General features: G+C 29.5%; 16 protein-coding genes and 3 tRNA genes. 13 read left to right on the top strand and 6 right to left on the bottom strand.

Annotated elements, in window-relative coordinates:
• Positions 1-26: 26 nt before the first annotated feature.
• Positions 27-1,028 carry a tryptophan--tRNA ligase gene (gene trpS / locus ECAJ_RS00590; RefSeq protein WP_011304239.1) on the top strand — a complete coding sequence of 334 codons (1,002 nt, stop codon included), beginning with the start codon at positions 27-29 and terminating at the stop codon, positions 1,026-1,028.
• 574 nt (positions 1,029-1,602) lie between these two features.
• Here trpS and ECAJ_RS05100 read toward each other — a convergent pair.
• Entirely contained in the window at positions 1,603-2,226 is a 624-nt protein-coding gene (locus tag ECAJ_RS05100) for a TRP47 family tandem repeat effector (RefSeq protein ID WP_011304238.1), read from the bottom strand.
• Between the two features lie 247 nt (positions 2,227-2,473).
• Between ECAJ_RS05100 and ECAJ_RS00580 the strand changes: the two genes are divergently transcribed.
• A tRNA-Ser gene (locus tag ECAJ_RS00580) sits at positions 2,474-2,561 on the top strand.
• Positions 2,562-2,985: 424 nt separating this feature from the next.
• Here the strand turns inward: ECAJ_RS00580 and ECAJ_RS00575 are convergent.
• The 3 genes from ECAJ_RS00575 to ECAJ_RS00570 form a co-directional block, all read right to left on the bottom strand.
• Positions 2,986-3,064 (bottom strand) — tRNA-Pro (locus ECAJ_RS00575).
• On the bottom strand, positions 3,055-3,429 hold the full coding sequence (locus ECAJ_RS04900; RefSeq protein ID WP_011304237.1) for a MerR family transcriptional regulator: 375 nt from the start codon (positions 3,427-3,429) through the stop codon (positions 3,055-3,057). Before ECAJ_RS04900 ends, ECAJ_RS00575 begins: the two co-directional genes overlap by 10 nt.
• 12 nt (positions 3,430-3,441) lie before the next feature.
• Positions 3,442-3,744, bottom strand: coding sequence for an integration host factor subunit alpha (locus tag ECAJ_RS00570; RefSeq protein ID WP_011304236.1), 303 nt, complete (start codon positions 3,742-3,744; stop codon positions 3,442-3,444).
• Positions 3,745-4,172: 428 nt separating this feature from the next.
• Here ECAJ_RS00570 and ECAJ_RS00565 point away from each other — a divergent pair, with 428 nt between their 5' ends.
• Positions 4,173-4,619 carry a TlpA family protein disulfide reductase gene (locus tag ECAJ_RS00565; protein ID WP_011304235.1) on the top strand — a complete coding sequence of 149 codons (447 nt, stop codon included), beginning with the start codon at positions 4,173-4,175 and terminating at the stop codon, positions 4,617-4,619.
• A complete protein-coding gene (gene purE, locus ECAJ_RS00560) occupies positions 4,609-5,112 on the top strand; it encodes a 5-(carboxyamino)imidazole ribonucleotide mutase (RefSeq protein ID WP_011304234.1) in 504 nt (167 codons plus the stop codon). Before ECAJ_RS00565 ends, purE begins: the two co-directional genes overlap by 11 nt.
• A 316-nt stretch (positions 5,113-5,428) precedes the next feature.
• Here the strand turns inward: purE and ECAJ_RS00555 are convergent, their stop codons facing one another.
• Positions 5,429-6,706 carry a hypothetical protein gene (locus ECAJ_RS00555; protein ID WP_011304233.1) on the bottom strand — a complete coding sequence of 426 codons (1,278 nt, stop codon included), beginning with the start codon at positions 6,704-6,706 and terminating at the stop codon, positions 5,429-5,431.
• 1,274 nt (positions 6,707-7,980) lie between these two features.
• Here ECAJ_RS00555 and ECAJ_RS00550 point away from each other — a divergent pair.
• The 3 genes from ECAJ_RS00550 to ychF all read left to right on the top strand — a co-directional run bounded on the left by ECAJ_RS00550 (position 7,981) and on the right by ychF (position 12,095).
• Positions 7,981-8,676 (top strand): IspD/TarI family cytidylyltransferase, encoded by a 696-nt coding sequence (locus tag ECAJ_RS00550; RefSeq protein WP_011304232.1) that lies wholly within the window; start codon positions 7,981-7,983, stop codon positions 8,674-8,676.
• Between the two features lie 784 nt (positions 8,677-9,460).
• Positions 9,461-9,982, top strand: coding sequence for a 2-C-methyl-D-erythritol 2,4-cyclodiphosphate synthase (gene ispF / locus ECAJ_RS00545; RefSeq protein WP_011304231.1), 522 nt, complete (start codon positions 9,461-9,463; stop codon positions 9,980-9,982).
• Between the two features lie 1,024 nt (positions 9,983-11,006).
• Entirely contained in the window at positions 11,007-12,095 is a 1,089-nt protein-coding gene (gene ychF / locus ECAJ_RS00540; protein ID WP_011304230.1) for a redox-regulated ATPase YchF, read from the top strand.
• Between the two features lie 444 nt (positions 12,096-12,539).
• On the opposite strand, the gene tldD is transcribed toward ychF, so the two are convergent.
• On the bottom strand, positions 12,540-13,967 hold the full coding sequence (tldD, locus tag ECAJ_RS00535) for a metalloprotease TldD (protein WP_044262101.1): 1,428 nt from the start codon (positions 13,965-13,967) through the stop codon (positions 12,540-12,542).
• Positions 13,968-14,035: 68 nt separating this feature from the next.
• Between tldD and ECAJ_RS00530 the strand changes: the two genes are divergently transcribed.
• The 6 genes from ECAJ_RS00530 (at position 14,036) to ECAJ_RS00505 (ending at position 20,860) form a co-directional block, all read left to right on the top strand.
• Positions 14,036-14,119: transfer RNA gene (locus tag ECAJ_RS00530), tRNA-Leu, on the top strand.
• A 31-nt stretch (positions 14,120-14,150) separates the two neighbouring features.
• Positions 14,151-16,043, top strand: coding sequence for a hypothetical protein (locus ECAJ_RS00525; protein WP_011304228.1), 1,893 nt, complete (start codon positions 14,151-14,153; stop codon positions 16,041-16,043).
• 300 nt (positions 16,044-16,343) lie between these two features.
• Positions 16,344-17,342, top strand: a complete 999-nt coding sequence (locus ECAJ_RS00520; protein WP_011304227.1) for a pyruvate dehydrogenase complex E1 component subunit beta — start codon at positions 16,344-16,346, stop codon at positions 17,340-17,342.
• A gap of 675 nt (positions 17,343-18,017) precedes the next feature.
• On the top strand, positions 18,018-18,452 hold the full coding sequence (locus ECAJ_RS00515; protein ID WP_011304226.1) for a CopD family protein: 435 nt from the start codon (positions 18,018-18,020) through the stop codon (positions 18,450-18,452).
• 104 nt (positions 18,453-18,556) lie between these two features.
• The gene (locus ECAJ_RS00510) at positions 18,557-19,141 is read left to right on the top strand and encodes a thioredoxin family protein (protein ID WP_011304225.1); all 585 of its coding nucleotides are present in this window, start codon (positions 18,557-18,559) and stop codon (positions 19,139-19,141) included.
• A 9-nt stretch (positions 19,142-19,150) separates the two neighbouring features.
• Positions 19,151-20,860 (top strand): cation:proton antiporter, encoded by a 1,710-nt coding sequence (locus ECAJ_RS00505; RefSeq protein WP_011304224.1) that lies wholly within the window; start codon positions 19,151-19,153, stop codon positions 20,858-20,860.
• The last annotated feature ends 937 nt before the right edge of the window (positions 20,861-21,797 follow it).

Raw genomic sequence — 21,797 nt, 5'->3', positions numbered from 1 at the left:
TAATTACATTATTGAGGATAATAATTATGTCTACGCCTATTGCTTTATCTGGTATACAACCAACCGGTAGTATACATCTAGGAAATTATTTAGGTTCTATACGTAATTGGGTATCCTTACAAAATTCATATAAGTGTTTTTTCTTTCTTGCTGATTTACATACTTTAACATCTCAAAGCTACAACCCAGCTGAATTAAAGCAAAACTCTATAAACACATTAGCAACATACTTAGCATGTGGGATTGATCCAAACAAGTCAGTCTTATTCATACAATCTTCTATAAATGCACATTCAGAATTGTTATGGATACTCAGCTGCATAACTTCAACTGGACAATTAAACAGAATGACTCAGTTTAAAGAAAAAAGCCGTAATAAAGCATCAGCATCTTGTTTGGGTTTATATAGCTACCCAGTATTAATGGCTGCTGACATACTGATATATAAGGCAAATATTGTACCAGTAGGTGTTGATCAAAAACAACACTTAGAATTGACTAGAGATATCGCTATTAGTTTCAATTCTACGTATAACACACAATATTTTCAAATTCCAGAGCCATTGATAGTGCAAGAATCAGCAAAGATTATGAGTTTAAGAAATGGAAAGAAAAAGATGAGTAAATCAGATTCATCAGATTTCACACGTATTAACTTATATGATAGCAATGATATGATTTCAAAAAAAATAAGCAAAGCAACAACTGATTCTATTATGGGATTTGACTTTAATACTCTAGATAGTAGACCTGAAGTTAAAAACCTAGTTAGCATATATGCTACACTTTTAAATATTAATATAGAACAAGCATGTGCTAATATTGAGAATCTCGATACAAAGCAATTTAAAGAACAATTAGCAGAATTAATAATATCTAATGTTGCACCAATACAACAAAAAGTAAAAGAATTCCTTGAAGACCAGGAACATCTGCATAATATAATAGTTTCAGGTAACAATAAAGCAGCATCTATTGCTAATAAGCATATATTAGAGATTAAAGAGATCGTTGGATGTTGGTCATAAAAACACATTTATTGCTAAGCAGTAAAACTGCTTAGTACATTTAGTTATAATAGCCTTATTTTTAATATGTCTTTCCAAAAGTAAGGTTAATTAGGTTGCATACAATACAAATCTTATAAACTAAGTATAATGTTATAAGTTTAATACATTGGTGAAAGTTATGTTACTTGTATTATAGTTTTATAAAACTTAAAGTATGTACAACTTGATAAAGATAAAATAGCATTAAATATGCAATTCAATTTTTTTATTTGGCAAAATACATGAAGTATAAAAACATTGAAAACATATGCAAAAATTTTAGAACTGCATTATTCAGAAAAAAATACACAGTAACATATTGCAATAAGTTATCACAATAACAATAAAACAAATAAAAAGTTTAATTGTTAACTAAACAAAAGATTAACTTAATACTCAATATTACTTATACAAAAAATATTATACCTTTTCATAAGGTTATAATAGCTGTATAAAATACCAAGATTTAGCTTCTATAAAGCTTTATAGAAGCTAAATTTTTGAGTAGAAAATAGAAATATTTTACAGGTTATATTTCAGTTATCAGAAGTTATTAGTACAACATGTTAAGAATATCAGAATCTAAATCTAAAAGTCCAGTGTTGTGATTATATGATGTTGTTGAACCTGTTGCTGCAGTAGCTGGAGCAGAAACAGAATCTTCAGTAGCTGGAGCAGAAACAGAATCTTCAGTAGCTGGAGCAGAAACAGAATCTTCAGTAGCTGGAGCAGAAACAGAATCTTCAGTAGCTGGAGCAGAAACAGAATCTTCAGTAACTCCACTTGGTAATAAAACTTGAGCTTGATTTACTATAGCAGGACGTGATGGATTTCCATGTACACAATTATCACAACCATCTTGATAAGCATGCACAGAAATAAAGAAGTTAGGATGGTTATTAACATCTAACTCATGAAAAGGAGCCATTGGATCAATTAAGAAAGAAACATTCAAACTATGATCCTTCATATTAAAGTTAAAGTCTTCAGCTTTAGCACCATGTAAATCTGATATTACATGGCCATTGTTCTTAAATAAAATATGATAACCATGTCCAGGATGGTTTTCAATATCAAGTTCTAGATCACCACTTGAAACACCAAATCTTTCACCTTGATGTATATGAAAATCATGAGCAAAATCAATGTTTGTGATTTCTGTTGTTAAATGAAGCATACAATAACCCATTAGTATAAATAGCATGTTTTATTATACATTTTAGTGTGTTAATTTTGTTTTAAATTAACTTTTGCCATGATATAAAAGAAACATACTACATTGATTAATAAATTTATATATAGAACTATTACATATGTTTTAGATTAACAATATTATCTAATTAGCATATAGAACAAATTATGTCCCATAGAATCTCAATTAAAGAGATATTGCATGATTTTAAATATTATGTTACAAGTAAATCGGATGGATGGCCGAGCGGTTTAAGGCACCAGTCTTGAAAACTGACGTACGTTAACAGCGTACCGTGGGTTCGAATCCCACTCCATCCGCATCTTCTTGATGTTATTTTCCTTCGTATTTATCATATATCAGAAATTGTCACTTTATATTATTGAAAAAAACAGAAAAAAATAATATTACTATCTTAAAATAATTATTAAGTGCACTTCCAACATAAACTCAACACAAAAACTACTTCCCAAATGACTACTACATAATCCACTATCAAACAAAAGTTTTTTTATTATTTTAATTAGCAATAATTCGTTGTAAAAATCAAAAAACAATACCTAACTTAATAACAAAGTTTTCAAACAGTGCTATATGTACTTACACAAATTGGAGATAAAAAATTAAATAACTTAACACAAAAAAGCTGCATCTATGAATAATACTATAAAATACTAGTACAACCATAACATCATTAATTTCGTCAAATTACATCATAGCATAAAATTAACTATCGAAAAAAGATGGTCGGAATGATGGGATTCGAACCCACGACCTCCAGCCCCCCAGACTGACACGCTAAACCAGGCTGCGCTACATTCCGTCAAACTTTTTTAATAAATCATTCCTTAAGTTCAACATATCATCTAGTAAACTTATCAACCCTTCTCTATAGACATTCTGCTTCACACTAGCATTACTTTTATCAATATTAACAGGTTTTTTACTGAGTTCCTGTTGTACACCTTTAATTTTATACCCTTTATCATATAGTAAATGTTTAATATATTTCAAAATATCAACATCAACCTGCGTATACAACCTCCTACCACGACGCTTAATAGGATTAATTTGAGGGAACTTTTCTTCCCAAAACCTTAATACATACTGTTCAACATTCAAGCATTTTGCAACTTCACCTATTGTCTGAAGCTTACTACTACTTTGCGATAGCTTCTTTCCACTCATTAAGCTCACCTTTTACTCCACCCCATCATCATTATTAATCGAATGTTTAACAAGTATAGAGGGATAAAATGATACAGTATTACGTTCCTTAATAACAAATGCCTCAGAAGTTTTTGGATTACGACCCATACGAGCTTTTTTCTTATAAGACTTAAAAGTACCAAAAGAAGATATTTTCAATATATGATCTCTAACTAATGCATTTATCATTTCATCTAAAACCTCACCAACAATAGATGCCGCATCTTCACGAGATAGTCCAACATCTTTATTAATTACTTCTGCTATCTTCGACTTAGTAAGAGTTTGAGTCATATTATAAATAACTTAAAATTTAATGTTTTTTATTCTATATTATAAGATAAAAAGTTCAAGCTTATATTCTAAAAATATACACAATAATACTAATAAAAAACTGTAGCATATCTCATCTGTAATATAACAAACATATTCCTCACAACACTATAGTAAGCATTACAACATCATCTTATGTTAGATCAATAATAAGATATTAAGCTATATCAAACTATCATCTTAAAATAACACCGATAAAGTAAAATTATCTTTTAGCAATCAACAACTTAATATTATAGTAAGATACTGACACACTAAGTGAAGTATCACACATATAATAGGCACAGCTTATGAATAACAAACACTTTATACTTTTTACATTTATTATCTCTTTATTCGCTTTACTTACCTTCAACAAAATATCTTCTTACTACAAAATACATAGTAATATGCCAGATACACTGATAAAAATTAAGGAAATTAATTCAGCTCAAGCATTATCAGATATGTTTAAAATGACAGATTCTAAAATAAATGTCATAGTAATTTACACATCTTGGTGTAGCAGTTGCGTAAAAAAGATTCCAGAAATCAATAAATTAATCTCTGATTTTGACAATATCAATCCTATCGTCATTTCATTAGATGAAAATAAAAATAAGTTACTATCTTTTCTATCTAAACAAGGTACTCTCAACTTCACACCATATAATGTATCACCAAGTTACCTAAAAAATCTATTGTCATATTTAACTAACAAAGGTATAGTTTTCAATCATCATATCCCTTATATAGCAGTCTTATATAATGGGATACATCCAATAACCAACATAAATAATGCAAAACAACTAAAATTAACAATTCAAAATCTTATAGAGAAACATCATGTCAATTAATCAAAACACAGTAGACGTCGCAGTAATCATGGGAAGTCAATCAGATTTTCCAACAATGAATAATTCGATCTCAATACTAAAAGAACTCAATATAACACACAAAGTAATGATTATATCTGCACATAGAACACCAGACAGGCTTTACACATTTGCAAAATCTGCAGAAGACAATGGGTTTAAAGTAATTATAGCAGGAGCAGGAGGAGCAGCGCATTTACCAGGATTAGTAGCATCTTTAACACATATACCAGTTATAGGGGTACCAATAAAAAGTAGTAATTTAAACGGAATAGATAGCTTGCTATCAATAGTACAAATGCCCAAAGGAATACCTGTTGCAACAATGTCCATAGGATCATCAGGAGCATACAACGCAGCTATCATAGCAGCATCTATTTTATCTTTAGAAAATGATATTATCAAAGACAATCTAAAAACATGGAGAAAAAATCTATCTGATTCAGTAAAACTGATACCAGACACATCACTATAAGTTTTATAAAAAAATTGTAATAGAAAAGCTTTGACCTATGCTGTTAAAATATATCCAGATATTAATCTACAATAATATTATTTGAGAGACACAATAAGAATTTTTTTATATCTCAAGCATTATACAATCTTTAACTAAATATAAAAATCAAATACTTATATCACAAAACACACACATTATCATAAATTACCACAACAAATAGCAACTTCTTAAAATTAATTATCAAAGGGAAATGCTTTTCTATACATTAGAAATATTTAGCTATATAAGCGGTATAATTAATATAATAGATAAGAAATTTACTAAAAAATTTATATTATTGAGGGTTAATATCATTAGATACCTTATCTGATACATTAGTATCTTGAAGTGACAAAAAAGAACTTATAGAAAGCATAGAATCACTAGTGCTATCTGATAGTCTTTGTAAATCACCAGAAGCATACTCTTGAATAAACTGTGTAATATCAGCACTAGTATTTGTAATGAATGCAGCACGTTTTGCTGTTAAAAAACGCAGTATATTTATGTGTAACAATGGTAATTCTAGTTTAATCATCTTTTCTAACAGATTTCTATTATTACCATTATAGGAAGCAATTTTTTTTGAAGCAGAAAGTGAAAATTTCGATATCTCCTGTTCTAGATTTTGTATTAACTGTAAAAATTCAAGAGCACACTGATCCGTTTTATGTACTTTCATTATTATTACATTGAAACTTTCCTGTAAACACCATAACTCACGAAGAACAGCTGGTTTCACAATTGATGGCTTTTCTACTAAAATAGACCGCACTCTGGCTACAAAATTTTGTACTCTATTTTGTATAAGACCTAAATCAACATCAGACGCTAAATTAGCTTGTAAGTTTTGAAGAAATGCTATCCTATCATCTACATTTACTCCTTCTGTCTTTATTGCAGACTCAATAGCAGATAATAAATTACTACTTGATTCTGAAAATTTTTGACAACCAGCAGATAATCCATTAAGTTGTAACTTTACATCTTCAACTACACAGTTTATTTTGGAAATACCAGCGTTTACACCATGTGTAGTTGAATTAACAGCTGCTAAAACAGACTTACATTGCTCTTCAAGTTTGGCAAATCCATCACTACATTGCTTAACAAAACTACTGTATTTCTTTTTGAATAATTTAAGTACCTCATCTATATTTTCTATTTTATTAGTGTTATACTCTAATTGAAGGTGTAAAAAATACTGCCACTCTTCAAGCTTACCGAGAATATCAATACTTTCATTATTTAACTTACGATTTAGGTCGTGAAATGCACATACCTTATAAATTAAGAAAAACAATAACAATAAAGAAGGAATAATAGCAATTAATGCCATTGAAAAAGGTATAGTATCACTACTGAATAACTTAAAACCTCCTTTAAACATTGAGGAAAAGTATTGTTTATCACTATATAATACTATGAGAGACAGTACAGTAATAATAGCAGTTATCAATATACAACTACTTAACATAAAGTGATATTTTGATGATCTTTGTTTACCATTGTTAAGTTTAGCAAAAGCTACTAACCTTTTATCAAGATCAGAGAAATAATCCTTACCTAGCATATAATTTTACAACTATTAATTAAACATACATGGTACTTAATAAAAATTAATATGTTTACTAAAAATATAGAAAATTGCTGCTTTATTATATCATAAAATAACACAAATTGCAAGTTCTACATAATAATACTATCAGTAATTTTAGCATGATTATCAATAGGATTATCCAATATTACAATATTACATAATCTATTAAGTTGAATCATAAATAAGCAATTTTTTACTATATGTTGTAATTGCATAAATTGTATAACAAACAATCAATCACTCGTGAATACATTGCATAAATTATGACAACTCTTTTAAAGCATACCAGAAGTACACAATACATGTAATAAAAGTACTTTTGACCTGCTTTTACCACACTATGATGCATTTCATATAACACATCCAATACCAAAGAATTATACCTAAGCAACAATCACATAACAGGTAAAATATTCCATTGCTTAATTGCATTTGAAATATAAATTTTACTTTTATTAATATAGACTTTAATTTCTTTACTTTACCATTGCTGTTAAACAGCGAAAACCTGACAATTTTTACTAAAATAAATGTAACATCACTACTTAACAACACATATTATATCTGCTAACATCTGCGATATATTAATACTTTTTATATATACATATTAATTTCCTATTCAATTTATTTATCATTTTATTCATAAATTAAGGAAAATTACCGATCATATTAATCGTATATTACCTAATAATTCTCTATGCATTTCAGGTATCCTTACTATATAACTACTGATAACTTTCTTTAATCTTGATCAATGCCATTTAACAATAGACACTTTTTTATACTGGTGTATAACCAGACAACAAGAATAGATTATTTTTACATATCTGTACCTTATATAACTAAAGTTTTTGACAAACTAGTGCAGAATTTTTCTATTTACAAAATACAAGGCAATATTTCAAAATTATCAGAAAATATACTAATGTACTAACTGTGCATAAATAAATACTTCGTTAATAATTTCATATTACTATAGAAGTTACAATTTTGCACTATGCAATATAATCTATTAACACACTTTTAAAGAGTTTAATTGGTCATACAATCCAAAATAAACACACAAAACAGTGTTAGTACACGTAAAAAGTGTATATTTACTACACTAGTATGACAAATATCACACTAAAAAATACTTATTAATTATAGGACAGCCAATTTAAATATATTTATATTGTATAATTATCATAAGATTTTTAAAATGATACACTTAAAATCAAATATCATGTAACAAAGTATCAATATCTATGTATAAATTTATACTATTAATTGTTGCAGCAGGTAACAGCAGCAGGTTTAAATGGAATATTACTCCTAAACAGTATTGTTTACTAGGAAATCACAATATACTCTGTAGTACAATCAATAATATGATCTCACATCCTAAAATTAGCCACGTAAAAGTAGTCATAAGGAAAGAACACCAACACTTATACAGTAGCAGCCTACCAAAACACGACAAACTCTTACCACCAGTCTACGGAGGAGCACGCAGGCAAGACTCTGTACGCATAGGATTAGAGAGCCTTCAAGACATAAATCCACATTTTGTAATAATACACGATGCTTGTCGTCCTTTTGTAGATTTAAAATTACTGGATACAATGGAACCAATACTAAATCATTACGCAGGAGTAGTACCAGTGCTTTCAATAATTGATACTGTACATATGGTACATGAAGACAATACAGTTATGAAAAATATAGATAGAGATACAATCAAACTCGTTCAAACACCACAAGCATACAAATATAACGATATACTATTATACCATAAAACTGCATATGATATTGAACCTTACAATGAATTCCCTGATGAATCATCTCTCATGCTACACTATAACATTCCAATTATGACTGTCGAAGGTGATTACAATAATTTCAAGATCACAACTATAGAAGATCTACATAGAGCAATCTTATATACTAAATACACAAATTAAATAACCTTCTTGAAACAATAATAAGGAAGCTCATTAAAAAGTCATTTTATGCTAGTCTAATTACAAGAGAAACTCTTTACATTACACACAAAATATGAAAATGCTATAATAGCTTTAAAGCTACAATTACAGAAGCTTGACATAGAGTTTTATATATAAAAAATATAAATCAAACTCTCTTTTCAAACAATAATAAGGATTTTTATAAAAACATCAACTTATACTAACTCTAACCATGAGCACCTAGGTAAATTACACACAATGTAGATTTAAAAGCATTAATAGTAGTTTTAAAACTATAACCACAGAAGTTTGTACATAGAGTTTTATATATAAATTACACTCTTTTCTCAAATAATAACAAAACTCTCTATAAAAAATTTTGCTTATACTAACTCTCATTATGAACATTTAAGTAAGTATCACACACAAAATGTAGATCTAAAGTTTATAATAATCTTAAAACTACACCTACAGTAGTTTATAAAACAAAGCATTTTAAAGATATACATCCTAACACATCATAACATCATACCCATTATTACAAAACACTCAACTTATACCAAACCAAATAGTAATTCAAATACATCAGTTTAACTTATAACATTTCAACAATAACTCTGATTTGATTATAATAAACTTCAAATTACAGCCAAAGAAAATCTATAAAAGCAATTTCTCATATAAAACTTATATGTACATTAATAAATAAATAGAATAGGCATTTTTATAAAAATACAGTATAAAAGTATTCACCTGGTTTTTTACGAGATAATGCTGTGCTATGAAGCAACACATAAATAAACCCACATTTAAGGTTGGAATAGGTTATGATGTACACAAATTCGACAACATAGAATATGATGCTACTAATACATTCATTACAATATGTGGAATAAAAATCAATCATCACAAAAAAATTGTAGCACATTCAGATGGAGATGTAGGACTACACGCATTAACAGACGCCATATTAGGAGCAGTTGGATGCGGAAGTATAGGACAACATTTCCCAAATACAGATAATAAATGGAAAGATGCCAAATCTGATTACTTTTTAATAGAAGCAAAAAACAAAGCACAAGAAAAAGGATATTATATTTCAAACGCTGACATAATTATTATATGCGAACAACCAAAAATTATGCCACATGCATTAAAAATGCAAGAATACATTGCTAATCTTATAAAAATAGATACATCATGTATTAACGTTAAAGCAACAACAACAGAAAAATTAGGATTTCTAGGCAGAAAGGAAGGAATAGCTGCACAGGCAATAGTTTTATGCTGTTTACAAAACTAATTACAGTAACAATACTTTATTCAGCATAGATAAACTTGACCCATATAACATGGAATAATACCTCTTAACATTCACATACCATGATATAATTGAAAAAAATAAGCAAGAGTATTTCTATATAACAAATATTTTTAATACGATCTAAAAAACAGTATCATTGTTATTGGAATTAATAAACCTATATTACATAATACATCACTAACATTTTCAACATCATAATTTTCAACAATCAAACATATTAAATACGTCTACACTAGAATAATTACAAATACTATATAGCTTTCCAATCTTTGACATAACTACTTAGATAAATTTAACTCACACAACATGTAATAATATTTCTTAATACTTGCAACATATCGTTGTCATGTAACTGAAAAACTCTCACCAATAATAGAGTGTTCCCATCACACTTAAACTGATAAATAATTGCTTATTGATATAAACAAACTTGTATTACAAACACACTACTAACATTTATTATTTTTTATACATACTCAAAAAAACACATAATCAACACATGAGCATGTTTACACTACAATCATTGAAAACAACAAGCACTAAATATTTATAATCCTTCAAACTTTGACATAATTATAGTGCAGTACTATTCAGATAAACTTGACTTACAGAACGTGTAATAATCCTTCTTAATATTTACACATTATTATTGTATAATTAAAAAAATACTAAGTACACTAGAAATTTCTTCATTACATCAGAAAAACACAAGCTACACATTTAATAGATCTATACTGCCATGAAAAATCAATTACAATAACAAGCTTTTATAAGATAATATAGATTTTCAACATACAACAGCAAATATCTATTTTTACATACTCAAAATCTGAAAATATCTAACTCACAACAATCAAAACAACTAGATTCTAGATTTTTCATAATTTTAACACAAAATATTTATGCATATAGCGTAAACCAGTATCACGCTTACTTAATTTATAAGTACCACAAGTAAGTAATTAATGTTACAATTCCAATTTTATAATTACTGATCATTATTATGGGATTAAACTGTGGTATTGTTGGTCTACCTAATGTGGGAAAGTCAACTTTATTTAACGCACTAACACAAACTATGGTAGCAGAAGTTGCAAATTATCCATTTTGCACAATAGAACCAAATGTAGGCAAAGCAATAGTACAAGATCACCGCTTAAAAACATTAGCACAAATGGCATCTTCTAAAAAAATTATATATAATCAAGTAGAATGCGTTGACATTGCAGGATTAGTTAGTGGAGCAAGCCAAGGGGAAGGATTAGGAAATAAATTTTTAAGCCATATAAGGGAAGTAGACGCCATTATTCATGTGCTAAGATGTTTTAGTGATCAAAATATCAGTCATGTAAACCAAACTGTAGATCCAATAAGCGATGCAGAAATTGTAGAAATGGAATTAATTTTAGCAGACATTGAAAGTTTAAAACGCCGTCTACCTGCACTAGAAAAGGCTGTAAAAAGCAATAAAGAACCAAGAAAAAAATTAGACAACATATTAGAAGTATTAAGTATCTTAGAGTCAGGCAACTTAGCAAAAAATGCAGCACATTTAGGTGAAGATTTAAAACAATTACAACTTATTACCACAAAACCTATGATGTATGTGTGTAATGTTGAAGAATCTAACGTTACCCATGGCAATGCTTTATCAGAAAAAGTACGACTTATGGCAGAAAAAAAGCACAACAAATTTTGTTGTATATCAGCAAAACTAGAAGCAGATGTATCAAGCCTAGAAACAGAAGAAGAAAAACAAATTTTTTTATCTGAATTCAATTTAGAAGAATCTGGTACAACATCTGTAGTGAAAACAATGTATGATCTTTTAGATATGATTACATTCTTCACTCTAGGCCCACAAGAAGCACGTGCCTGGCCAATAAAGAGACTATCCACTGCTAGTACTGCTGCAGGAGTAATTCATACTGATTTTGAAAAAGGGTTTATAAAAGCAGAACTTATTAGTTTTGACGACTATATAAAATATAACGGCGAAGCAAAATGCAAAGAAGCCGGAAAAGTAAGATTTGAAGGAAGAGACTATATAGTACAAGATGGAGATATAATACATTTTAGGCACAACAAATAATGTCATAACAATCATACATGCCTAGAATTTTCTAATCTGTTAATTATTGTACTTACATTGCTACAACCTTAGAGGGTATTACATTTACAAACTTTTCATTAAACAAACTAATAAGTCCATGTCAACTATGTTAGTTTATTATAGTATTCTAGCATAAAAAATGCTTATTATTAAGATAGTACAGTTGTATTACCAAGTACTAGTACATTATATGGACATTAGTTACTTTTTCTTCCTTGAACCTTAAACACCAATCATATATGATGCAGTAATACCCTTTAAATAAACCCTGAAAATATAAATATTATCTATAAATTATGAAGATATATATTTAATAACATTTTAAAACATTAAAGTATCTGATTACTTGGTAATCAAAAAATATAATAGCACATTTATATTTGAGCATTAACTACTTTTCATTTCTTAAATCTTAGCAAATTATTAAACCTCTGTACCACCAACAACAATATTATCTATTTTAAGAGTTGGTTGTCCTACACCAACAGGAAGATCTTGTCCATTTTTAGAACAAGTACCAATTCCTGAATCAAGCGCTAAGTCATTTCCAATCATAGATACTTTTGTTAAAACATCAGGGCCATTACCTATAATTGTCGCACCTTTAACAGGATGTGTAACCTTCCCATCTTCTATTAGATAACCTTCAGAAGCTGAAAAAACAAATTTACCAGACGTAATGTCAACTTGCCCTCCAGAAAAATGCACTGCATATATTCCTTTCTTAACACTTGAAATTATTTCTTCTGGATGATAATTACCCGGTAACATGTAAGTATTTGTCATTCTTGGTATGACAACATCTTGATAACTTTGTCTACGACCATTACCAGTAGAAGTGGTTCCCATAAGATTAGCATTCATTCTATCTTGCATATAATTTACTAAAATACCATCCTGAATTAATACATTGTAACTTGATGGTACACCTTCATCATCCACATTTATAGAACCTCTACGTCCCGATATAGTGCCATCATCAACAACAGTTACACCATCTGCTGCTACCTTTTTACCTATAGAATTTGAAAAAGCAGAAACCTTTTTTCTATTAAAATCTCCTTCTAACCCATGACCTACAGCTTCATGCAATAACACACCTGGCCAACCAGGCCCTAATACCACCGTCATTTCACCAGCAGGAGTAGGGATAGATTCTAAGTTAACTAACGCTTGACGTAACGCTTCATCAGCAATTACTTGCCATTTACCATCTCCAATAAATTCTTCATAGGAAGCTCTACCACCATGACCAGCAGATCCACTTTCCTTTCTTCCATCTTTTTCTAAAATAACACATACATTAAATCTTACAAGTGGCCTAATATCATAAACTTTATTACCATCAGGCAAAATAATATGAACCATTTGCCATTGCCCACTTAAAGCAGTCTTGACTTGTTTCACATATGGACTTTTAGTATGTAAATAACTTTCAACTTCTTGCAAAAGCTTTACTTTAATATCAAAAGTTATACTCTGCAAAGGATTAGTCTCAGGGTACAGAGCAGGTTTTGTCTTATTCAAATGTATAACCCCACCATTACCACTACTATTAATAGATTTGACCAAAGCTGCAGCATTGCTAATTTCTTGCTCAGTAATCTCAGAAGAACAAACAAATGCCGTTAATTCTTTACAAAATGACCTTAACCCAAATCCTTGACGTGAATTAAAATCAGCATATTTGAGAATTCCATCCTCAAATCCAAGAGCCTCTGAAATACACATCTCTAAGAATAATTCTCCTCCATCTGCTGCACATAAACAATCGCTAACAACACGATTTACGGTATTCTCATTAATTTGATTACGAGTAAAAAGCATCTGTTCTACGTTAGATATATTCATAACCATAAGATTTAATTTGATCAAAGTTTTATGTTATAGTATAATTCTTAATAAATCAACTACTATATGCCCGAATGGCGGAATGGTAGACGCGCTAGCTTCAGGTGCTAGTAATTTTTATAATTATGGAAGTTCAAATCTTCTTTCGGGCACTTGTTTTTTTATATTTAAGAATAAACCCATATGCCCACACAAGAACAACAGACTTCCATTATCAATCAAAAAAATAGCGAGATTATCACGAGTTTAGCAGGACTACTTTTCCAAGAATTTTCACACAATATATCACATGAACCATCAAATGATAAACTTACTATATCCTATACATTATGTCAAACAGCAAAAGATCAACCAATCAATATAGATAATCTCAGTGAAGCTATAGTAATCTTCTTAGAATTTTATGTAGTCTCAAATTTTATTTTACCATATCATCCAAATTCACCTGATCAAGAACCATCACCACCAGAAAGATCTTTACTATCCTTTAAAATACGCATTAATAACAAAGCAGAAAGTAGCGAAATAACCCCAGATAAAATTATAACCCAATCTTCCAGTAAGATACTCACAATTACAAATCCATTGAAATCTGTTATTAGAACATCTTTAGAAAAAGAAATAACAAAACATTGTAGTATAACATCAAATCAACCATTGACTTTATGTTTTATAACTACATTTAATACTCCTTTTAATATCGATACATTAAATGCCCATCTCACAAATAACTTAGCTACTACACAAGGAATACTAAAACTTTATCCTATTATAAGACTATATAATACTTCACCAATAACCTCTACATTACCTAACTGTCAAAAAAGCCTCAGGTTAACTGTAGCTCATATCAAAAACCCAAAAAACAAAGGTAATAAAGCACAAATATCAATGTGCTTAATGACATACAACACAGAACATACTCCAGTATTTACACCATTAACACATTTATGTAAATGTCAATATAATCATTTTAGCTGTGCACTATATGAAATAGATAACACAGCATTAGGTGAATTACCAGATTTGCAAGACTACCCTCTTCATATACAAGACAACACATATGACTTACAGACTGCCACTTATTCACTAACTTACAGTAGCTTTACAAAAGCACAGTTGTGTCAACAGCTACAATACTATGCAAGTCTTTTTAGAGATTTATATGGTGAACAACATGTAAAACTATCAATATCATTCTCATTAAAAGAAAATATAACACCCCAACCAGAGACTCTACCAAAGTGTTACTCACAAGAACTTAATCCTGAAACTAATATAGAGACACTACTAAATACTGCATGCTGCATACCTGAACAGAGTGCTTTTTCTAAGATTTTTTACAAAAAATACAATGAGCAAACACTTGAACAAATACTTTCTCAATACACAATAAATCTACACCTAACATGTAAAGATTTATTATTAGAACCTTCACAAGACCTACCAACTTCTCTTCCACCTGTTAGTACTACAACTAGCCATCAGGTTCAATCGACACATGTTATAGATCCAACAACACAACAGCCTGACAGTCAAGCAACGTCACAAATAACACACCGTACTCAAACATCTAGTCAAACACAATCATCAATGCTTTTACCTGTTACAACACCTACAGCCAAAACACTTTCTACAACTCGCAGTAGAACATTACGCCCAAGATATAAAAGTACACAGTTACCTACTATCCCTGAAGTACCAGAACACACACCAAAATATAAACCTGTATCAAGCAACAACTTACAAACCTTCTTAACTAATAAGTCAAAATATAAAAAACGTCAAAAAAGCAGTATTATGTGCACAGCTATTGCCACAGCTATATTAACTTGCTTAAGTATTTTTGGATATAATTTTCTGGCTACTCACTGGAAATTCCTTGCAGAACAACAAAATATTGCTAAAATCAACCAAACAGTCACACTTGGCATTCTTGTATTCTTCGGTATATTGTTTATAGGATATGTCATATACAGTCAAATTAAAACATCACATGACATTAGTGAAAATATGATCAACAATCCAACAATCGATCCAGTTGAAATAAATCAATCAATCATAGACTCTAATTAAATAAGCTATACTTTTGCATATACTTGATATCCAATAATATCAAGCATTTCATACACAACATAATAAAATAGAGTAAAAATTATAGTATATTATATAGTACTGACATGGATTCAAAATAAACAATTTGAGTATTATCTAGTTCACTGAATAATGATATATATAATTTATGCTAAAATAAGCATATTTATCATTATTTTTTATTACTTTCCTTAAACAAATAAATATAAGCTTGGAAATTGTATTTGCATATGTACTTTTTTAAATATAATTATTCAGGATTGTCATTAAGATTGTTAAATTATGAAAAGTTTAACTGTAAGAGAAGCGCTGTGCGCAGCAATACGTGAAGAAATGGAACGCGACCACACTGTATTAATCATGGGAGAAGAAGTAGGTGAATACCAAGGTGCATATAAAGTCACACAAGAACTACTTGCTCAATTTGGTCCAGAAAGAGTTATAGATACACCAATAACCGAACACGGATTTGCTGGAATAGGAGTAGGTGCTGCCTTTGGTGGATTAAAACCCATTGTAGAATTCATGACATTCAACTTTGCTATGCAAGCAATAGACCAAATTATTAACTCTGCAGCTAAAACTAATTACATGTCTGGTGGACAACTAAATTGCCCTATCGTATTTAGGGGGCCTAATGGAGCAGCCGCAAGAGTAGGAGCACAACACTCACAATGTTATGCATCATGGTATGCACATGTTCCAGGGTTAAAAGTAATATCACCATACTTTGCAGCAGACTGCAAAGGCTTATTAAAAGCAGCTATAAGGGATCCAAACCCTGTTATATTTCTTGAAAATGAGATTGCATATGGACATAAACATGAAATAGAAGATGAAGTACTAACATCAGACTATACAACTGAAATTGGTAAAGCTGCAATAGTTAAAGAGGGCATGGATATTACAATAACTGCATTTTCTATACAAGTTAAAAATGCATTAGCAGCAGCAGAACTATTAGAAAAAGAAGGTATAAATGCAGAAGTTATAGATTTAAGAACTTTACGTCCACTTGATACAGAAACAATATTATGTTCTATCAAAAAAACAAATAGAATTATTACAGTAGAAGAAGGATGGCCATATTCAGGAATAGGATCTGAAATAGCTGCATTAATAATGGAACAAGCATTTGATGATCTAGATGCTCCAGTAATAAGGGTAACTGGAAAAGATGTTCCTCTCCCCTATGCTGCAAACCTTGAAAAACTATCTTTACCACAAGTTACAGATATTTTAGAAGCAGCAAGAATTTTATGCCTTCGTAATTATAAGTAAGCTATAATACTGTTTTTATTGCTTCTTCAATTTAAGTAAGTGCAATTATACGATAACTTTACATAATGAGGCACTACATCAATAAAAATTAGGTATAGTCAAATCATTATTCATGATACTTGAGCTAATCTTTACTATCTCAACAATATACAAATTTAAACTCATAAAATAACCATTACATAAACTAAGATTCAAAATTCCATAACTTATCTATAGGATGTTTTACAATAGCTTGAAACATTTATATTTTATTATTAGTAAATACCAATACCATTCAGTACTTAAAAATCCGCACTATTTAACTAGGAAAAATTCCAACATGTTGCTTCACCTGTTAAATATTCTAAAGCATTTCCATAATTATTGATTAGCATAGCTAGTATGCCATATTTATTACAATATTATACCACTCCAAACCCAACACATTTCTATCCAATTCACTTAATACTACAAACAAACCTGTACTCATATCATAAAACTTATAAAAATACACTTTAGTATTACTAGCAATAAATACTCAATATTTAAAGTTGTACAAATCACCTATACATCTAAAGCTATTATGTCTGAAATAATATAAAAACTTACAAACCTATTATAAATATTCTAATTGTATCTATAAAGGAATCAACATATAATGTAGGTTCAACAAAAGTTTACACACTGGTTTCTATAATGATAGATTACAAACATTGGATTGAAGCATTTCACATAATATCAATTATTACTTGGATGGCTGGAATGTTGTATTTACCTAGAATATATGTATATCATGCTCAGGTTCCACTACATTCTGACAGCTATAACTTATTTAATACAATGGAAAGTAAGCTACTGTTTTACATAATTAACCCATCAATGATTTCTAGTATAGCTCTTGGCACAGCATTATCCATAATCACAGAAGCATATTACTTTTTATGGTTTAAGATAAAAATAGTATGCGTTATATTGATGTGCATTATCCAAGTTATGCTATTCAAACATAGGAAAGACTTTGCTGCTAAAAACAACACTAAGTCTTCACTGTATTTCAAGTGTCTCAATGAATCAGTAACCTTACTAATAATTATTATCGTAATTATGGTTGTAGTAAAACCCTTTATGTGATTTTTAGCATAATTTTTATAATTAGATTTGACTTTAGGAGATTGTACTCTAGAATAAAATAGTACAGAAAGTTTTATTGTTTGTAGTTTTGGAAATATAAGTTTATGGTAGCGCTTTATACTCCTCAGGTAGATAAAAATGTCATTGCACATGATTTTTCATTAAAATCTACAGATGGAAACCTATATAGCTTAAGTAGTTATCACAAAGGGAATGGCTTACTAATAATGTTTATATGTAATCATTGTCCTTATGTTAAGGCAATAATAAACAATCTAGTGTATGATGTTAACACATTAAAAAATGATTATAATATTTATACCATAGCAATTATGCCAAACGATACTATCGCTTATCCAGATGACTCATATGAAAATATGATAAAGTTTGCACAAGAATATGGTATTAATTTTCCATACCTAATAGATGAAGATCAAACAGTTGCAAAAAACTATGGTGCTGTATGCACACCTGATTTTTTTGGATTCAACAATAAGCTAGAATTATGCTATAGAGGGAGATTTGATTCCTCAGGAAAAAATCAAGTGGATAGTAAGCAAGAAGATAGAGATCTGTTCAATGCTATGAAATTTATTTCAAAAACAGGTAAAGCACCTGATAATCAGAAACCAAGTATTGGTTGCTCCATAAAATGGAAGTCTCAAGATGATCAGTTTGTTCCACATTAAGAGATTTCTATGCATGATTCCAAATATTTATTAGATATAATCACTCTTCTTTCAGCAGCTATAGTAATAGTTGTATTATTTTGGAAGTTGAATATTAGTCCTGTGTTAGGATATTTTGTTGCAGGAACTCTTATTGGATCAAACGGGTTAAATTTAGTAGAATCATCTGTTATCATTCAGAATCTTGGAGAATTCGGAGTAGTTTTTCTGTTATTTTTAATAGGCATTGAGCTAACATTTGAAAGATTAATTGCAATGCGATTACATGTCTTTGGATTTGGAACATTACAGGTCATAGTAACAGCATCAGTAATATGGTATATCTCAAATAAGTTTGGTATAGATTCTAGAGGATCACTTATAATAGGAGGTGCTTTAGCTCTTTCCTCAACAGCAATAGTATTACAAGTATTACAAGAAAAAGGTTATCAATCAACTCAAGTTGGCAGATTATCTATAGCAGTCTTACTACTACAAGATTTTGCAGTTGTGCCACTAATTGTGCTATTGCCACTGTTAACAGGGGAATCACATCATAGTATACCTATATCATTACTATACTCTTTCATCAAAGCAGCAATTGCACTAACTTTAATTTTTATTACAGGAAGGTTATTGCTTAGACCTTTGTTCAACACTATCGCAGCAATGAAGAGTAATGAAATTTTCATAGCTACAACATTACTGATTGTTTTAGGTGCAGCTTTTATTACAGAAAATTTCAACTTATCAATGGCACTAGGAGCATTTGTTTCAGGGTTACTTGTTGCAGAAACTGAATATAGACACGATGTAGAACAAGTTGTTCTGCCATTTAAAAGGTTACTACTAGGATTGTTTTTCATGACAGTAGGGATGTCAATTGACATCAAATTTGTATTAAATAAGTTGCCTATCATAACATTAGCTTCAATATCTCTAATAGCACTTAAATCTTTTATAATCTTTATATTATGTAGGTTCTTTAGATTTCAATTAGCAGCAGCTATACAAGCAGGATTATTACTATCTCAAGGTGGAGAGTTTGCTTTTATTTTATTTGGCCTTGCAGCAGAAAAAAATGTACTATCTAGCGATCTAGCACAAACACTGATGATGATTACAACAGTCACTATGGCTTTTACCCCACTACTTGCAGCACTGGGAGATTGGATATCAAAATTAATCACTAAAAAGAAAATATCATTAAATTCTCAAGAACTTACTTTAGATACAAAAGATCTAGATCAACATGTTATAGTAGTAGGTTTTGGAAGAGTAGGACGTATGGTTGCAAAAGTGTTAGTTGCGGAACATGTAAACTATATTGCATCTGACATTCAACCAAAAATAGTAAAAGATGGCATAGATGAAGGATATCCTGTATATCTTGGAGACTTGACAAAACTAAATACTTTACAGTCTATGGCAATATCACGCGCTAGAATGATAATCATAGCAATCAACAATGAAGTAACCATAAAAAAGATTATTTCATTAGTTGCAAAGAATTTTCCACACATAATAATTATTGTCAGATTACCTGATCTAAATAATGTAGAAATATACAAAGAACTAGGTGCTCACTATTTAATTCCTGAAACTTATGAAGTGGGGTTACAGTTAGGTGCTGTAGCACTAAGCAATAGTGGATTTAGTAACCATGCTGTTGCGCTATTAAAGGATAGATTTAGAATGGTAAATTATGATGTTGTAAAAAATAAAGAGTCAGATGAGTAATCTAGTAGTAAGCAAGTTTAGGTAATGATCATAATAAACAGCTTTAACATATAACAAACTTCTCTGATATAAGAACATAACATTGTGAATAAAAAACCATATAATACAGTATAAGTTTCATTCAATTGATATCTACTACACTGTGAAGTAAAGAATCAGGTTAATAACAGCATTACTAATTTCATGCCTAAAACTATTACTTGAAAAATCATCATAAATACTAGCACAGTTAAACTCGTATAAGTAGCACCATTAAAAACAACATGCAACTAATAATCAAATCTCAATATCAATCAACAAATCAAAACTTCATTCATAGCAATCAACAACATATATAACCTTATATGATGCAATATGTTACTACAGTACAAAAAAATTAGTGCAGTAACTCAGGATTACTAACTTTAACTCAAAATTTCTTAACTGAAAAACCACCTAAACATTAATTGCAGTTCAATTTATCCAAGTGAGATATACTATCATAAAATACGAACTAATAACAAAAAATTCCCATCCAATGTTAAATCATGTTTTAAACTATGAATTGCAAAGTAATCATAAATACTAGCATAGTTAAGCTTATTTAGATAGTATCCACTACAATAACATTACTAATATTCCAATTTACAACACTGTAGAATAAATATCAAAAACTAAGCAGTATTAACAAATATTTCAAACAAACATTTAAAAGATCTCATTTGAGAAACAAATAAACAAAGTCCTTTCACTAAATAACTACATTTTGAATAATTTAAGCATAAGATAAGAAAGTTATGCAACTTTAAATTACCAATATTTATCATATATTTTCTTACATTAAAACTCCTAGTGATAATTATTAATTCTTTAGTACAAAGCTTTTGTAATGTCTCTTCTTCTCATTTGGATTAGATAAACTGTGTTGTGGAGTCGTATCTACAATGCTTTTTGTACA

Origin of the sequence: Ehrlichia canis str. Jake (assembly GCF_000012565.1) — a bacterium.
Lineage (GTDB): Bacteria > Pseudomonadota > Alphaproteobacteria > Rickettsiales > Anaplasmataceae > Ehrlichia > Ehrlichia canis.
Note: the sequence above shows the minus strand (reverse complement) of the source record. Positions and strands in the feature narration are given on the sequence as shown.

Coding starts and splice junctions, on each gene's coding strand:
- ECAJ_RS00505 (WP_011304224.1), top strand. CDS start 19,151: ATGCATGATTCCAAATATTTATTAGATATAATCACTCTTCTTTCAGCA.
- ECAJ_RS05100 (WP_011304238.1), bottom strand. CDS start 2,226: ATGCTTCATTTAACAACAGAAATCACAAACATTGATTTTGCTCATGAT.
- trpS (WP_011304239.1), top strand. CDS start 27: ATGTCTACGCCTATTGCTTTATCTGGTATACAACCAACCGGTAGTATA.
- ECAJ_RS00515 (WP_011304226.1), top strand. CDS start 18,018: ATGATAGATTACAAACATTGGATTGAAGCATTTCACATAATATCAATT.
- purE (WP_011304234.1), top strand. CDS start 4,609: ATGTCAATTAATCAAAACACAGTAGACGTCGCAGTAATCATGGGAAGT.
- ECAJ_RS00565 (WP_011304235.1), top strand. CDS start 4,173: ATGCCAGATACACTGATAAAAATTAAGGAAATTAATTCAGCTCAAGCA.
- ychF (WP_011304230.1), top strand. CDS start 11,007: ATGGGATTAAACTGTGGTATTGTTGGTCTACCTAATGTGGGAAAGTCA.
- tldD (WP_044262101.1), bottom strand. CDS start 13,967: ATGAATATATCTAACGTAGAACAGATGCTTTTTACTCGTAATCAAATT.
- ECAJ_RS00570 (WP_011304236.1), bottom strand. CDS start 3,744: ATGACTCAAACTCTTACTAAGTCGAAGATAGCAGAAGTAATTAATAAA.
- ispF (WP_011304231.1), top strand. CDS start 9,461: ATGAAGCAACACATAAATAAACCCACATTTAAGGTTGGAATAGGTTAT.
- ECAJ_RS00510 (WP_011304225.1), top strand. CDS start 18,557: ATGGTAGCGCTTTATACTCCTCAGGTAGATAAAAATGTCATTGCACAT.
- ECAJ_RS00550 (WP_011304232.1), top strand. CDS start 7,981: ATGTATAAATTTATACTATTAATTGTTGCAGCAGGTAACAGCAGCAGG.
- ECAJ_RS00525 (WP_011304228.1), top strand. CDS start 14,151: ATGCCCACACAAGAACAACAGACTTCCATTATCAATCAAAAAAATAGC.
- ECAJ_RS00555 (WP_011304233.1), bottom strand. CDS start 6,706: ATGCTAGGTAAGGATTATTTCTCTGATCTTGATAAAAGGTTAGTAGCT.
- ECAJ_RS04900 (WP_011304237.1), bottom strand. CDS start 3,429: ATGAGTGGAAAGAAGCTATCGCAAAGTAGTAGTAAGCTTCAGACAATA.
- ECAJ_RS00520 (WP_011304227.1), top strand. CDS start 16,344: ATGAAAAGTTTAACTGTAAGAGAAGCGCTGTGCGCAGCAATACGTGAA.